Below are 13,301 nucleotides of genomic sequence, written 5' to 3'. Positions count from 1 at the left end.
TTTGAAATATGAGGGAGACAAAATGCTGAAAATTAAAAATTATGTAAAAGCAGAGAGCCTTCAGCAGGCTTATGAGCTGAATCAGAAAAAATCTAACCGTCTCCTGGGAGGGATGCTCTGGATGAAGATGAGCAGCGCCCAGATCCAGACGGCGATAGATCTGTCAGGACTTATGCTTGATCAGATCGAAGAGACGGATGAAGAATTCCGGATCGGGTGTATGGTGACATTGAGGCAGATTGAGCTGCACCAGGGACTGAATGACTGGTTCCAGGGAATGTTAAGAGACAGTGTAAAGGATATTGTCGGTGTACAGTTCCGGAATCTTGCGACGGTGGGCGGAAGTATTTTCGGAAGGTTTGGTTTTTCGGATGTGCTGACGGCCTTTTTAGCCCTGGATACGAAGGTGGAGCTGTACCGGGGCGGAATCATTCCCCTGGAGGAGTTTGTAAAAATGCCAAGAGACAGGGATATCCTGGTACGCCTGATCGTAAAGAAAACGAGCGGGACCTTCGCTTATCTGTCCCACAGAAATGCCAGGACGGATTTCCCCGTGCTGGCAGTAGGGATGAGCCTTTGCGGGAAACAGGCGCGGATTTCTGTAGGGGCAAGACCGCAGAAAGCAATGGCGATCGAACTTTCAGAGGCGGAGACGGAAAAGATCAGGGAAGGAGTCTGTTCTGAAGAAGAGCTGGCCGGGATTGCACAAGCTGCGGCAGAAAAAATCCCGACGGGAAGCAATATGCGTACAGGAAGCGAATACAGGAGCCATCTTTGCGGGGTGCTGATCCGGAGAGGGCTTATGAAATTACAGGAAGGGGGCGGCAGACATGAAGATTAATCTGACATTGAATGGGAAACGGATCGAGGAAGAGATCCGGGCTGATCTGCTGCTGATTGATTTTGTGCGGGAGCATGGATGCTTTAGTGTAAAGCGTGGCTGCGAAACCTCAGGCTGCGGCCTGTGCACCGTGTTCCTGGATGAAAAGCCGGTGCTTTCTTGTTCTGTACTGGCGGCCAGGGCAGATGGACATGCAGTGACTACTTTGGAAGGACTGCAGAAGGAAGCAGAAGAATTTGGGGCATTTATTGCGGATCAGGGAGCAGAGCAGTGTGGCTTCTGCAACCCGGGCATGATCATGAATGCAATCGCTTTGTTCCGGGAAAATCCGGATCCTACAGATGAAGAGATGAAAGAGTATCTGGCGGGAAATCTCTGCCGCTGTTCCGGATATGAAGGACAGCTGCGGGGGATGAAAGCGTTTCTGGAATATAAGAAGCAGGGAGGTACGGTATGAAGACAGTAGGTCAGCCGATCAGAAAAAAAGACGCTTATGCGCTGGTGACAGGAAAGCCGGTGTTCACCGATGATATCGCACCGAAGGACTGCCTGGTCGTAAAAGTGTTGAGAAGTCCCCATGCAAATGCCATGGTTAAAAATATCCGGACCGATCTGGCGGAAAAGGTGGAAGGGATCGAAGCTATTTATACATGGGAAGACGTGCCGAAGGAGCGTTTTACCATGGCTGGACAGACCTATCCCGAGGCCAGTCCCTATGACCGGCTGATCCTGGACCCGCATGTGCGGTATGTGGGAGATCCGGTGGCTATCGTTGCCGGGAAGAATGAGGCCTGCGTAGATCAGGCCCTGAAGCGTATCAAGGTAGAGTATGAGATCCTGCCGGCGATTCTGGATCTTCACGAGGCAAAAGACAGTGATATCCTGGTGCATCCGGAGGAAAGCTGGAAAGCCCTGTGTCCGGTAGGGGCAGACAACCGCCGGAACCTGTGTGCCAGCGGCGAGAGCCATGATGGGGACGTGGACGCCGTACTGAAGGACTGCGATGTGGTCGTAGAAGGAACCTACCGGGTGAAAGCGAATCAGCAGGCAATGATGGAAACCTTCCGGACAGTGTGCTACATGGATTCCTATGGACGGCTGAACGTAATGAGTTCGACGCAGATTGTATTCCATGTCCGCAGGATCCTGTCGAATGCCCTTGGAATCTCAAAGTCAAAGATCCGGGTATTCAAGCCCAGGATCGGCGGGGGATTCGGGGCGAAACAGACTTCGGTTTCCGAAGTGTATCCGGCATTTGTGACCTGGAAGACCGGAAAGCCGTCCAAAATGATCTTTACCAGGGAGGAGTCTCAGATTGCATCTTCTCCGCGGCATGAGATGGAGGTTTCTGTCAGGGTAGGTGCTGACCGGGATGGAAAGATCCGGGCCATTGACCTTTATACATTATCCAATACGGGCGCCTATGGAGAACATGGACCGACAACTGTGGGGCTGTCCGGGCATAAGTCCATTCCGCTTTATGGGTCTGTGGAGGCACACCGCTTTGCATATGACGTGGTATATACCAATGTGATGTCCTCAGGAGCTTACCGGGGATATGGAGCGACCCAGGGGATTTATGCGGTGGAGACCGCGGTCAATGAACTGGCACAGAAGCTTCAGATGGATCCGGTACAGCTGCGCCTGAAAAATATGGTGCGGGAAGGAGAAGTCATGCCTGCTTATTATGGCGAGCAGACAAACAGCTGTGCGCTGGACCGCTGTATGGAACGTGCAAGAGAAATGATCGGCTGGGATGAAAAAATCCCCTGCCGGGATATGGGAAATGGAAAGGTCAGAAGTGTGGGCGTAGCTATGGCTATGCAGGGATCCGGAATTTCTCATGTAGATGTGGGCTCTGCCACCATTAAGCTTGAGGAGGATGGACTTTATGCTCTGTCCATCGGTGCGGCGGACATGGGAACCGGCTGTGATACTACGCTGGCCCAGGTGGCGGCAGAGTGTCTGGACTGCTCTGTGGATCAGATCATTGTATCCGGGGCGGATACAGATACCTCGCCTTATGACTCCGGCTCCTATGCCTCCAGTACCGCCTATATTACGGGAAGAGCTGTGGAAAAGGCCTGCCGGAAGCTTCAGGAGAAGATTTGCGAGAAGGCGGCAGAGATGCTGTCCTGCGGCCGGGAAGATATTGAATTTGACGGGCATGTGGCCACAGACCGCAGTACCGGAAAACAGGTGACGTTAAAAGAGATCGGCACGGCAGGACAGTGCGGAAATGCAAATGCGCTGCAGGTGACAGAAAGCAACAGCTCTCCGGTTTCCCCGCCGCCATTTATGGTAGGCATGGTGGAGATCGAGGTCGACAAAGAGACTGGCCATGTAGAGATCCTGGATTACGTGGCGGTCGTAGATTGTGGAACGCCTCTGAACCCGAATCTGTGCCGCTGTCAGGTGGAGGGCGGACTTGCGCAGGGAATTGGTATGGCTTTATATGAAAACATCCAGTATTCAGCGAAGGGGCAGCTTTTGAACAATTCCTTCATGCAGTATAAGATCCCGACCCGTCTGGATGTGGGAAAACTGCGGGTAGAGTTTGAAAGCAGCTATGAAGAAACCGGACCGTTCGGTGCGAAATCCATCGGAGAAGTGGTGATCAACACGCCGGCTCCCGCACTGGCTCATGCGGTTGCCAATGCGACGGGCATCTGGGTTCATGAGCTGCCGATTACCAGTGAGAAAATCGCAATGGGACTGCAGAAAAAATGAAAATAGGATTGATTTATCTGGCGGCTGGAAACAGCCGCCGTTTTGGAAGCAATAAGCTATTGTATCAGTGGAACGGGAAACCGATGTATCTGCATCTATTGGAAAGGCTGATGGAAATTGCAGATGCGGATGAGCGTTACGAACTGCGGATAGTAACACAGTATGAGGAGATCAAAAATCAGATTGGTATATTCCGGCAGGAGGGGAGAAGGGCTGCATGTGTCTGGTCCCCGGAGAGCGAAAAAGGAGTCTCATATTCTATCCGGTCAGGGCTTTTCGGATCCGGGATACAGGAAGGGCGTGCTTCAGAGGCCAAAATGCAGGCCTGCGCCTTTTTTGTGGCGGACCAGCCGTGGCTTGCTAAAGAAAGCGTCCTGGGCTTCCTGGAACGGATGCAGAAAGAGGAAGCAAGGCTTGGCTGTGTAAAAAATGGCAGTCTCCTGGGAAATCCCGTCTGGTTTTCGCAGGAGTACTTTGGGGAGCTGCTTGAACTGCAAGGCGATGAGGGAGGAAAGAAAGTGCTCCGAAGGCATCAGGAAGAGGCAGTTTATTATGAGATTGAAAATGGGAAAGAACTGGAAGATATAGATCGGCTGCGGTATAATAGTCCTATTAAAAGATGAAAAAGAACAGGAGGAAAGAACATGAAAGAATATCTTACCGGAATCCAGCATGTAGGCATCCCTACAAAAGATATGGATGCAACCGTCCGCTTCTATCATAAGCTGGGCTTTGAGACGGCCTTTGAGACCATTAACGAGGAAAATGGTGCAAAAGTTGTATTTTTAAAGCTGGGCAACCTGGTGGTAGAGACCTATGAAGAGCAGGCGGTGAAGATGGAGTATGGCTCCATAGACCATCTGGCGATTGATGTGACGGACGTGGAAAAAGTGTATGAGAAGATCTGTGCAATGGGGATGAATAATCTTTCTGATGAGATTCATTTCCTTCCGTTCTGGGAAAACGGTGTGCGGTATTTTAAGATCGACGGGCCGAATAAAGAATGTATTGAGTTCAGTCAGATGCTATAAACTGAAAGTATCATTTGCCAAGAGGCCATAAGTGTGGTATGATGGGGTGTGCAGAAAATGAAGACAAGTATTCAGTTGGAGGTTTTATATGAAGTTTCTGTCAAAGCATTGGCTGCAGGCGGGCGCATCGGCGCTGTGCGTATCAGCGATGATATGCTCGGGGATGCCGGTACAGGCCGCTGAACTCGACAGTATGGAAGAGCAGTCATCACAACTGGAAGATGAGCTAGGCAGCATCAACCAGGAGCTTTTGGATCTGGGAACGCAGATCGCAGATCTGGAAGATCAGATTGAAGCAACCAACGGGCAGATCGAGGCAACACAGGCGCAGATCGATATCGCAAAAAATAGTGAGCAGCAGCAGTTTGAAGAAATGAAGCTGCGGATTAAGTATGTGTACGAAAACGACAGCGCATCAATGCTGAGCATGATTTTTTCTGTAGACAATATGGCGGATTTTCTGAACCGTGTGGAATTTGTCCAGAATATCAGTGATTATGACCGTGAGCAGTTAGAAGAGCTTAGCAATCTTCGTCAGACGATAGAGGATGAAGAAGCAAAGCTTCAGGAAGAAAAAGAATCTCAGGAAAAGATGGAAGAAGAGCTGGCATCCCAGAAGGAAGAGCTGAATGCCAGGGCGGCAGCCACTTCTACAGATCTTGCCGCACTAACGGATCAGATTGAAAGTCTTCGTGCAGAGGAGGCCGCAAAGCAGGCAGAGGCTGCAAAGAAAGCAGCAGCGCAGGAGACAAGCAGTAATAACTCTGGATCGGGAAGCAATTCGGGAAGCAGTTCCGGATCGGGAAGTTCATCGGGCTCATCCGGCGGAGGAGGATACGACTACCCTTCCGGCGACGGTGTGCTGACACCGGAAAAGGGAGTTGTCTATTTCAACGGTCACAGAGAGACTTATTATTCTCAGAAAGTCCTGCCGGGACACGGACTGAATATTCCGGGACGGCATGTGGCAAGTGACGGGACGATTCGTGATAAAGACGGTTACATCTGCGTAGCCAGCAGCGATCACCCGAAGGGGACTGTTGTACAGACCTCGCTGGGGGCCGGAAAGGTTTATGATACAGGATGTCCGTCGGGAACGATAGACATTTATACAGATTGGTAAAATTGAATGACGGAAATGATAAAGGGCGTTCCGATTTTGCGGGACGCCCTTTTTGGGGTAATCAAAGGTAATCAAATTTTACCGGCGTAAAGGTAACAAAAAAAGAACGGAAACCCTTAAAATCAAGGATTTCCGCTTTTCATAAACCATGCGGAGAAAGGGACTTGAACCCTCACAGGATTGCTCCCACTAGAACCTGAATCTAGCGCGTCTGCCATTCCGCCATCTCCGCTCGACAAAAAGTATCATACCATAAAATATTCGTTTTGGCAAATACTTTTTGCAATTTTTTTAAAAAAATTTTTTACCCCCATAAATCAAGGGTGAATTTCGATTCCGTTGACCTCCAGATGGTCGTCAATGGCTATGACCAGACAGCGGCGGCCGTCGATCTCGCGGGTCTCTACCAGGTCAGAGCGATCCGGGTTGACTTTAACGATCACATCCGGTGTTTCAATCTGGAAGGTCCGTGTGCTGGCTATATTGGATGCCAGGACAGAGGTCTGTTCCCCCATCACATCAGAGAACTCCCGGTCAAAGGTTTCCATCTGCTCTTTGGATGCCCCGCTTTTTTCCAGCAGCCGTTTGATATCCGGGCGGGAAAGTTCGAGTGGTTCCGGAGCCTCCTTGGCCTCCTCCAGCATTTCGTTCAGATTGTCGTGGATGTTGCGGACAGTCTCATAGTCGCAGGAGCTCCCCAGGGTGTCGCTGACAATTGCCTGGAAGGAGGTTTTCTGGTCGCCTGCGGTCAGAGGGATCTGACTTCCCAATACGTGCTCAATGAATGCGGGCTGGAGCTCTTCGGGCTTTTTGGTGTAATACAATATTTGATGGACGTCTGACGCCCGGTCCGTAAAAGCAGGGAAGAGAAATCCCTTTACGGGCATTTCCACGATCCAGTCCCGGATCCGGTCTTCGATATTGTTGGTCTGTGCGTTGTAGCTTAAGCTGGCCTTGCTTAAGTTGACCGGACAGATGCTGCACATCAGATGCTCATAGACCGTATCGGATGCATCAAACATTTCCAGACCGTCGGAGGACTTTCCCGGCACGTCGTAGACGGCGTGGATCAGGATGATGTAATAATTTTCCGGATAGTCGTAGCTTTCGATGACCTTGTCATAAAATTCCTCTAACAGAAGATCGTCTTCCAGCCGGCTGTCCCGAAGCTTCAGGAGGAATTCCTGAGTTCCGCCGGAAAGCTCCTGATCCAGGGGGAATTCCATGGTGACCATGTTTTTTCCCAGGGTGCCGGAGAGTGTATGGCGGAAAATATCAAAATATTTGAACGCCTCTTCTTCCGGCAGAGAGAGGAAAGCTTTTTTCAATTCGGCCTTCTTTTCTTTTTCGTGATCCACGTAACACCCGCAGATCCGGGTGATGGCGCAGTTTTCCGGAGTAAACTGACGCCGGATCTCCAGTATTTCCTTTTTATTCATAGTCTGCACTTCCTTAGTGTATTGTGTTGCTCCGCTCCTTGCGGATGTGAATCTAGGGTAACATATTTAAAACCGGATTACAAATCTTTTTGCATGGGAGCAGTGGCGGGCGCCCCGGGAAAGCAGCCGCCATCCTTCAGAGAAACAGGGCCGGCCAGGATTTCCCGGGAGACCGAAAGAGACAGGTCAGTTCTGATGCCGATGGTCCATTTGATGAGGGTGGCTGCAAGCTGACTGATCTCGATGCAGGTAATGTATCCGGGGCGGACACAGCTGCCGGTATTATAATAGCAGGAGGAAGCTTCCAGTACCGGCCGGTGGGTGTGACCGGCAACCAGGATGCATTGGTTTGCCCTTGCCCAGCCTGAAAGAGATTTTTCAATTCGTTCCTTTTTTTTATTTTTCCGGGAGGGATCGGAAGGATCCAGAAAACCAACCCGTTCCAGAGGGCTCCAAAGGTAGCGTACCAGGAACCGGGCCTGCCGCCACAGTACACTGTTCAGGAAATCAGCCTGGTGTCCGTGGGTGAGATAGAGGTCTGGTCCGGGCTCCTGATTTTTAAGAACCAGCCCGGAGTGAAACTGGATGCCAGGAAACAGAGGCTCTTTCCGACAGGTAATGCAGGGGTGAAAAGAATTACATTGCGTGGAAAACCCGCGGGAGCGTTTGGACATATCGTGGTTACCGTACAGGAGGTACAGACGCTGATCTTCATAAAATCGGGCAAGCATCTGGAAGGTGCTGGCATGTGCCTCTTTGATGGAGGAAAACGAACGATTTTCCCAAAGCTCATCGCCGTCTCCAAGCTCGATATAAGTGAAATCATTTTCATAGTAATAGCGAAGAGCGGCAGCATACAGGTGCTGGTTTTTTAAAAAGTTATCGCCGGTAAGGCCGTTTCCCCGGTGGCAGTCACTAAACAAAGTATAGCGGGAGGATGCAGAAAGAGGAAGTACTGCGGCATCCTGAAAGGCCTGGTCAAGCTGTCTTTTTTCAAACATTCCGGATCACCGGTCCTTCCTGGAAAAATCATTTGCTTTTCTGCGGCGCCCGGTTTTTTTCTTCTGGATACAGATCATATGGCGAAAAGCGAAGGGCAGGTATTCGGCAAGATACAAAAGCTGGTCCAGCGAGAAACAAAAGGGAGCGGTTACCTTACAGTAGATCCACAAAAACAGGCGGTTCCGGCATTGAGAGAAGGCGCTTAGAAGCGGGAACAAGCGCCTTGGCTGGGGAGTGTGAGGTGTATAGAAGGAAAGGGAGATCCTTCTTCCGCAGACACAGATATCCTCTGTGCACCAGCCGGCCTCCAGAAGTCCCTGGTAAAAGGCTTCCAGCATGTCTCCTGAATGAAATGTGACCGCAAGGCGGAGACTTAGAAGTTCAGGAGAGGTGAATTCGCCCATGCAGAATCCGGCCAGCCACCAGTGACGGCGCAGGAGCCGGTAGCGGCGGCTGGCGCCTTTTACCAGTTCCAGCTCAAATACGGGCAATTCTTCGTCGGGCACTGTGTGAAAAAGAGTATACGGACGCTGGGCGGGAGAAAGGAGTGTGTCCGCCCTGTAGATGCCAATCTCGGCGCCGGTATTGATGCCATACTGACCTTTCCAGAATTCCAGCAGCCAGGTCTTGCCCTGATAGTCAAAGTAAACCGGTTCACAGTCAAAGACCATGCCAAGCAGCGGCGAAGCGCGGTCATAGAGTGAGCGGTAGCCGTATTCCCGCTGCCAGGCATCCAGTCTTGTCACAAAAATATCCTGGGAGATCTGGTATTCAAAACCAAAAGGAGCGAGCAGACAGTTGAGTCGATAGACCTTTTCGGGGACAGAAAGGCCTAAGATGCGGCAGATGATCCGCTTCCTGCGGAAACGAAAAATGAGAGCCGCGGCCAAAAGTATTATGATAGCTATAGAAAAAAGAACATACATAAAAATTCCTCTCGTTCTCATAGAAATCGGTTACTCCAGCATATGCACAAATGTACCGGCGGGTGCAATTATACATTGTAAAGAAACGAGTGTTCCAGTATAATATAGGATAGAAACATGTCAAAAATAATATCAAAGAGAGGAAAAACAAATGGGAAGTATATTTGACATTTTAGGTCCTGTTATGGTAGGGCCATCCAGCTCTCATACAGCTGGAGCTGTCCGTATCGGACAGATTGCCAGACAGCTGTTCGGCAGACAGCCGGAAAAAGCTACAGTATACCTGCATGGGTCATTTGCAGCCACAGGAAAAGGGCACGGGACAGATAAGGCGCTGATCGCAGGGCTTCTGGGGATGAAGCCTGATGATATGCGGATCCCGCACAGCTTTGAGATCGCAAAGGAGCAGGGTATGGACTTTGTGATCGAAAATAAGGATATCAAGGGAGCACATCCCAATACTGCCCAGATCATTATGGAGGCGGAAGGCAAGAAAGCAATGAAGATCCAGGCGTACTCCATCGGAGGCGGCCGTATCCGGGTCAGCAAGCTGGACGGTATCGATGTGAACTTCAGCGGAGAGAGCAATACCCTGATCGTGCGGAATGTAGACCAGCCTGGTCGGATCGGAGAGGTGTCTGCAGCTCTCAGCAAAGAAAATGTAAACATTGCGACAATGACTGTGTTCCGTGATAAGAGAGGCGGCTTTGCGGTAATGGTGGTTGAGACAGACCAGATCGTATCAGAGGAAGCAATTAAGACACTGGAGAGTAAAGAGGGAATCTTAAAGGTCATCTTCCTGAAAGCAAATGGAGCTTAGATTTCGAAGAATTGGAGGTAGCAAAAGCGTATGTCATATCAATCAGTAGAAGAAGCGTATGCAAGATGTAATAAGGACGGGATCGAATTCTGGAAAGCAATCCAGCTGGAAGATATGGATGAAAACGGAATTACAGAAGAAGATTCCTGGAAACGGATGAACGGAATGTGGCAGGCGATGCTTACAGGCATTGATGCCTATGAACCAGATGAGGTCTCAGGAAGCGGCCTGGTAGGAAAAGAAGGGGGTCTGATGGAGACATACCAGAAAAAGGGAGACACCCTTTGCGGAGATTATATGGCGAAGGTTATGACCAATGCTTTGAAGATGGGCTGCAACAATGCCTGTATGAAGCGGATCGTGGCAGCGCCGACGGCGGGTGCCTGCGGCGTTCTGCCGGCAGTTCTGGTTACATATTACAGGGAATACGGCATCCCGGAAGAGAAAATGATCGAAGCTATGTATGTGGCAGCCGGAATCGGACAGATTATTGCAAACCGGGCTTATCTTGCGGGCGCATCCGGAGGATGCCAGGCAGAGATCGGTTCGGGATCCGGCATGGCAGCTGCGGCCATTTGCTATATCAAAGGCGGAACCATGGAGCAGCTGGGACATGCCTGTGCTATGGCGTTAAAGAATCTGATGGGTCTGGTATGTGATCCGGTAGGCGGTCTGGTAGAAGTTCCCTGCGTGAAGAGAAATGTGGGCGGCGCTGTCAATGCGCTGGCGGCGGCAGATATGGCGCTGGCAGGGATTGTAAGCCAGATTCCGGTAGATCAGGTCATCGACGCCATGAAAGAAGTAGGTGATAAGATGGATGTCAGCTTAAAGGAGACCGGATTTGGCGGCGTGGCAGCCACACCGACGGCGGATGAAGTCGTAAAGAGACTGGGACTGGAATTAAAATAGAAGGAAGTGGTCAGCAATATGGAAACAGGATCCAGACTTACCGTACGGGCTTATCATGTGACGGATGTAGCATACGGGACAGAAAACAGGGTGACGGTGGACGGACATCTGACAGTCTGCAAAGAAACGGCAGACGAGATCTTAAAGGCGGAGCCGCTGATCAAGAGCATTGATATCCGGATCATTGCTCCGGATGAGCATCAGCAGCACACGAATACCATTATGGATGTCATTCCATTATCCACAAAGGTGCTTGGAAAAGTCGGGGAGGGGATTACCCATACGCTGACCGGCGTGTATGTCCTGCTGACCGGGATTGATGAGAGCGGGCGGCAGGTGTGCAACTTCGGAGCCAGTGATGGAATCCTGGCAGAGAAGGTGGCCTGGGGAAGGGCCGGGACACCACTTGAGAGTGATATGCTGATTTCCTTTGACGTAGTTTTGAAAGAAGGCACATGGGCAGACCGGCCGGGGCCGGAAGCGGCGCACCGGGCCTGCGATACCTTCTGTCAGATCTTTCGGGAGCAGATGAAAAAATTCAATGGATACAAATGCACAGAGAAGCATGTGTTCCAGGAAACCTATGAGCCGGACCGCAAAGATGTTTATATTGTCAAGGAGGTGTCCGGACAGGGAGCCGTGTATGACACCTGGATGTTTGGCGATGAGCCCTGCGGATTTGAAGGCGGACATTCTGTTATCGATATGGGGTGCATGCCGGCCATTGTCACACCGAATGAATTTCGGGACGGCGTGATGCGGGCGATGGACTAGCAGATGGATTTCGTAAAAACGAGGGTAAGCATAAGGAGGCAGTGACATGGGAATTGGAACAAGTATGAAGGAAACGTCTCTGCACTATTACAGAGATCCGCTGGTAGAGGTCTTGTCTGAGGATCAGGATGTGAATTTAAGAGGTATCATCATTGTTGGATCGCCGGATAAGAATGAGGACAAATATCTGTCTGCGGAGCGGGTAGGCGTGACACTGGAGTGTGCCCGGGCGGACGGAGCCGTATTTTCCTGCAACGGACTGGGAAATAACCACGTGGACTATGCTCACGCCATCGAGGCGGCGGAAAAAAGAGGTGTGCCGGTGGTGGCGCTCAGCATGGTGCCGGCAAAGGACTTTGTAGTGCAGAACGACTCCCTGGATGGAGTTCTGTGCTACTATAAAGCCTATGATAAGACCGGGGCTATGGGTGATGAGACCACGGTGTTGGCAGAAAATACAGTGAATGAACTGGATGCCAGAAAAGCGCTGGCGATGTTGAAGCTGAAGATGAGAAAACGAAGCTGAAAAGAGATAATCAAACAGAACGGGAATGGCAGAAGTGCTATTCCCGTTCTGTGGTTTCCCGCCGGAAAATCGTGGGTGCGATCACTTTATGGACGGGTTCCAGCAAAGGAGCCGGTCTTCTTTTTTTGCGTTCATTCATCTGCTCCACCAGCAGGCGGACCGCCTCGTAGGCCAGCTTATCAATCTGCTGCCCCACTGTGCTTATGGGAACCACGGCCTCTCTGGAAACCGGCGAATTATCAAAACCGACCAGCAGATAATCTGCCGGCAGACAGCCGTGTTTACGGAACAAAAGATTTAAAAAGGTATTGGCCAGAGTATCGTTGGATACGAAGACACCCTTCTTTTGTCCGGCATAGGTTTCGTCCAGTTTATCGAGGATTTCTCTAAGAAGGGGCTGGACGCTTTCATAGCTGTGGCCGAATTCCCGGAAAAAAAGTTCGTTTCTCAGGTCTTGTTCCCGGCAGCAGTCCTTAAATCCCTGGATCCGTCCGTAGCTGGGGATTTTGGGATCCGTAGGAGAATTGATGTGGATCAGGATATCACAGTCATGCTTTGCCAGCAGGCTTGCAGCCTGGTAGCCGCCCATATAGTTGTCGGTGTTGATGCTGCTGACAAACTGATCTTCACGCTCGATAGTCACGATAGGGATCGGCAGCTGGGCCAGTTCCCGGGAAGGGATGGTGTGGCTCAAGATGATCATGCCCTCGATCTGATAGGCCAAAAGCTCCTGGATGTATCTGCGCTCAATCTCTTCATTGGCATTTCCGGTAAAGACCAGAAATTTATAACCAAAAGTCTCATAAGTGGAAAGGATCTGGTTTAGCACCTCTGCATAATAGTGGTGATAGAGGTCCGGGATCAGAAGACCGATGAACTCAGTCTTTCCGCTGGCCAGAATACGTGCCACTTTATTTTCCTGGTAATTCAGTTTTTCCAGAGCATCTGAGATAATCTTCTGATTTTCCAGTGTCAGAGAATCCGGATGATTAAAATACCTTGAAATGGTGGTCTTTGAAAAGTGTGTATATTTTGCAATATCGTCAAAGGTTACTTTCTTTTTCTGCGCCATAAAAATACGTCTCCTTTTTTTCAGCCTGAATATAGATTAATTATAGCAAAAACGAACAGTAGAGACAAGAAAGTAGCGGTTAAGTAACCGGTTTTGTAAATAATCAAT

At 50.4% G+C, this 13,301-nt stretch carries 14 protein-coding genes and 1 tRNA gene; 10 read left to right on the top strand and 5 right to left on the bottom strand.

The window, feature by feature from the left end; translation table 11 throughout:
- Positions 1-22 precede the first annotated feature (22 nt).
- From BKD12_RS02930 to BKD12_RS02905, 6 genes are all read left to right on the top strand, one after another.
- Positions 23-841, top strand: coding sequence for an FAD binding domain-containing protein (locus BKD12_RS02930; protein WP_070087841.1), 819 nt, complete (start codon positions 23-25; stop codon positions 839-841).
- A complete protein-coding gene (locus BKD12_RS02925; RefSeq protein WP_070087840.1) occupies positions 831-1,298 on the top strand; it encodes a (2Fe-2S)-binding protein in 468 nt (155 codons plus the stop codon). The genes BKD12_RS02930 and BKD12_RS02925 overlap by 11 nt, the downstream gene beginning before the upstream one ends.
- Positions 1,295-3,571, top strand: a complete 2,277-nt coding sequence (locus BKD12_RS02920) for a xanthine dehydrogenase family protein molybdopterin-binding subunit (protein ID WP_070087839.1) — start codon at positions 1,295-1,297, stop codon at positions 3,569-3,571. Before BKD12_RS02925 ends, BKD12_RS02920 begins: the two co-directional genes overlap by 4 nt.
- On the top strand, positions 3,568-4,194 hold the full coding sequence (locus BKD12_RS02915) for a nucleotidyltransferase family protein (protein WP_070087838.1): 627 nt from the start codon (positions 3,568-3,570) through the stop codon (positions 4,192-4,194). Before BKD12_RS02920 ends, BKD12_RS02915 begins: the two co-directional genes overlap by 4 nt.
- A 21-nt stretch (positions 4,195-4,215) precedes the next feature.
- Entirely contained in the window at positions 4,216-4,602 is a 387-nt protein-coding gene (locus BKD12_RS02910) for a VOC family protein (RefSeq protein ID WP_070087837.1), read from the top strand.
- An 88-nt stretch (positions 4,603-4,690) separates the two neighbouring features.
- Positions 4,691-5,725 carry a coiled-coil domain-containing protein gene (locus tag BKD12_RS02905; protein WP_070087836.1) on the top strand — a complete coding sequence of 345 codons (1,035 nt, stop codon included), beginning with the start codon at positions 4,691-4,693 and terminating at the stop codon, positions 5,723-5,725.
- Between the two features lie 149 nt (positions 5,726-5,874).
- On the opposite strand, the gene BKD12_RS02900 is transcribed toward BKD12_RS02905, so the two are convergent.
- The 4 genes from BKD12_RS02900 to BKD12_RS02885 all read right to left on the bottom strand — a co-directional run bounded on the left by BKD12_RS02900 (position 5,875) and on the right by BKD12_RS02885 (position 9,092).
- Positions 5,875-5,957 (bottom strand) — tRNA-Leu (locus BKD12_RS02900).
- Positions 5,958-6,042: 85 nt separating this feature from the next.
- Positions 6,043-7,164 carry a DUF4317 domain-containing protein gene (locus BKD12_RS02895; RefSeq protein WP_070087835.1) on the bottom strand — a complete coding sequence of 374 codons (1,122 nt, stop codon included), beginning with the start codon at positions 7,162-7,164 and terminating at the stop codon, positions 6,043-6,045.
- 77 nt (positions 7,165-7,241) lie between these two features.
- Positions 7,242-8,165, bottom strand: coding sequence for a metallophosphoesterase (locus tag BKD12_RS02890; protein ID WP_070087834.1), 924 nt, complete (start codon positions 8,163-8,165; stop codon positions 7,242-7,244).
- 6 nt (positions 8,166-8,171) lie between these two features.
- Positions 8,172-9,092 carry a DUF4474 domain-containing protein gene (locus tag BKD12_RS02885; protein ID WP_070087833.1) on the bottom strand — a complete coding sequence of 307 codons (921 nt, stop codon included), beginning with the start codon at positions 9,090-9,092 and terminating at the stop codon, positions 8,172-8,174.
- A 151-nt stretch (positions 9,093-9,243) separates the two neighbouring features.
- On the opposite strand from BKD12_RS02885, the gene sdaAB reads away from it, so the two are divergent.
- Genes sdaAB through BKD12_RS02865 form a run of 4 tightly spaced genes read left to right on the top strand, consistent with a single transcriptional unit; the run spans position 9,244 to position 12,121 of the window.
- On the top strand, positions 9,244-9,912 hold the full coding sequence (gene sdaAB, locus BKD12_RS02880; protein ID WP_070087832.1) for an L-serine ammonia-lyase, iron-sulfur-dependent subunit beta: 669 nt from the start codon (positions 9,244-9,246) through the stop codon (positions 9,910-9,912).
- Positions 9,913-9,942: 30 nt separating this feature from the next.
- Entirely contained in the window at positions 9,943-10,821 is an 879-nt protein-coding gene (gene sdaAA / locus BKD12_RS02875) for an L-serine ammonia-lyase, iron-sulfur-dependent, subunit alpha (protein WP_070087831.1), read from the top strand.
- Positions 10,822-10,839: 18 nt separating this feature from the next.
- Positions 10,840-11,595 (top strand): proline reductase cluster protein PrdD, encoded by a 756-nt coding sequence (gene prdD / locus BKD12_RS02870; RefSeq protein ID WP_070087830.1) that lies wholly within the window; start codon positions 10,840-10,842, stop codon positions 11,593-11,595.
- A 46-nt stretch (positions 11,596-11,641) separates the two neighbouring features.
- Positions 11,642-12,121, top strand: coding sequence for a glycine/sarcosine/betaine reductase component B subunit (locus tag BKD12_RS02865; protein ID WP_070087829.1), 480 nt, complete (start codon positions 11,642-11,644; stop codon positions 12,119-12,121).
- Between the two features lie 37 nt (positions 12,122-12,158).
- On the opposite strand, the gene BKD12_RS02860 is transcribed toward BKD12_RS02865, so the two are convergent.
- Positions 12,159-13,193, bottom strand: coding sequence for a LacI family DNA-binding transcriptional regulator (locus BKD12_RS02860; RefSeq protein ID WP_070087828.1), 1,035 nt, complete (start codon positions 13,191-13,193; stop codon positions 12,159-12,161).
- Positions 13,194-13,301: the final 108 nt, after the last annotated feature.

Source organism: Merdimonas faecis, from assembly GCF_001754075.1.
In the GTDB taxonomy this organism is placed as follows: Bacteria; Bacillota; Clostridia; order Lachnospirales; family Lachnospiraceae; genus Merdimonas; species Merdimonas faecis.
Note: the sequence above shows the minus strand (reverse complement) of the source record. Positions and strands in the feature narration are given on the sequence as shown.

Bases quoted from the DNA above. Each gene is read 5' to 3' on its own strand.
- BKD12_RS02930 (WP_070087841.1), top strand. From the start codon at position 23: ATGCTGAAAATTAAAAATTATGTAAAAGCAGAGAGCCTTCAGCAGGCT.
- BKD12_RS02925 (WP_070087840.1), top strand. From the start codon at position 831: ATGAAGATTAATCTGACATTGAATGGGAAACGGATCGAGGAAGAGATC.
- BKD12_RS02920 (WP_070087839.1), top strand. From the start codon at position 1,295: ATGAAGACAGTAGGTCAGCCGATCAGAAAAAAAGACGCTTATGCGCTG.
- BKD12_RS02915 (WP_070087838.1), top strand. From the start codon at position 3,568: ATGAAAATAGGATTGATTTATCTGGCGGCTGGAAACAGCCGCCGTTTT.
- BKD12_RS02910 (WP_070087837.1), top strand. From the start codon at position 4,216: ATGAAAGAATATCTTACCGGAATCCAGCATGTAGGCATCCCTACAAAA.
- BKD12_RS02905 (WP_070087836.1), top strand. From the start codon at position 4,691: ATGAAGTTTCTGTCAAAGCATTGGCTGCAGGCGGGCGCATCGGCGCTG.
- BKD12_RS02895 (WP_070087835.1), bottom strand. From the start codon at position 7,164: ATGAATAAAAAGGAAATACTGGAGATCCGGCGTCAGTTTACTCCGGAA.
- BKD12_RS02890 (WP_070087834.1), bottom strand. From the start codon at position 8,165: ATGTTTGAAAAAAGACAGCTTGACCAGGCCTTTCAGGATGCCGCAGTA.
- BKD12_RS02885 (WP_070087833.1), bottom strand. From the start codon at position 9,092: ATGTATGTTCTTTTTTCTATAGCTATCATAATACTTTTGGCCGCGGCT.
- sdaAB (WP_070087832.1), top strand. From the start codon at position 9,244: ATGGGAAGTATATTTGACATTTTAGGTCCTGTTATGGTAGGGCCATCC.
- sdaAA (WP_070087831.1), top strand. From the start codon at position 9,943: ATGTCATATCAATCAGTAGAAGAAGCGTATGCAAGATGTAATAAGGAC.
- prdD (WP_070087830.1), top strand. From the start codon at position 10,840: ATGGAAACAGGATCCAGACTTACCGTACGGGCTTATCATGTGACGGAT.
- BKD12_RS02865 (WP_070087829.1), top strand. From the start codon at position 11,642: ATGGGAATTGGAACAAGTATGAAGGAAACGTCTCTGCACTATTACAGA.
- BKD12_RS02860 (WP_070087828.1), bottom strand. From the start codon at position 13,193: ATGGCGCAGAAAAAGAAAGTAACCTTTGACGATATTGCAAAATATACA.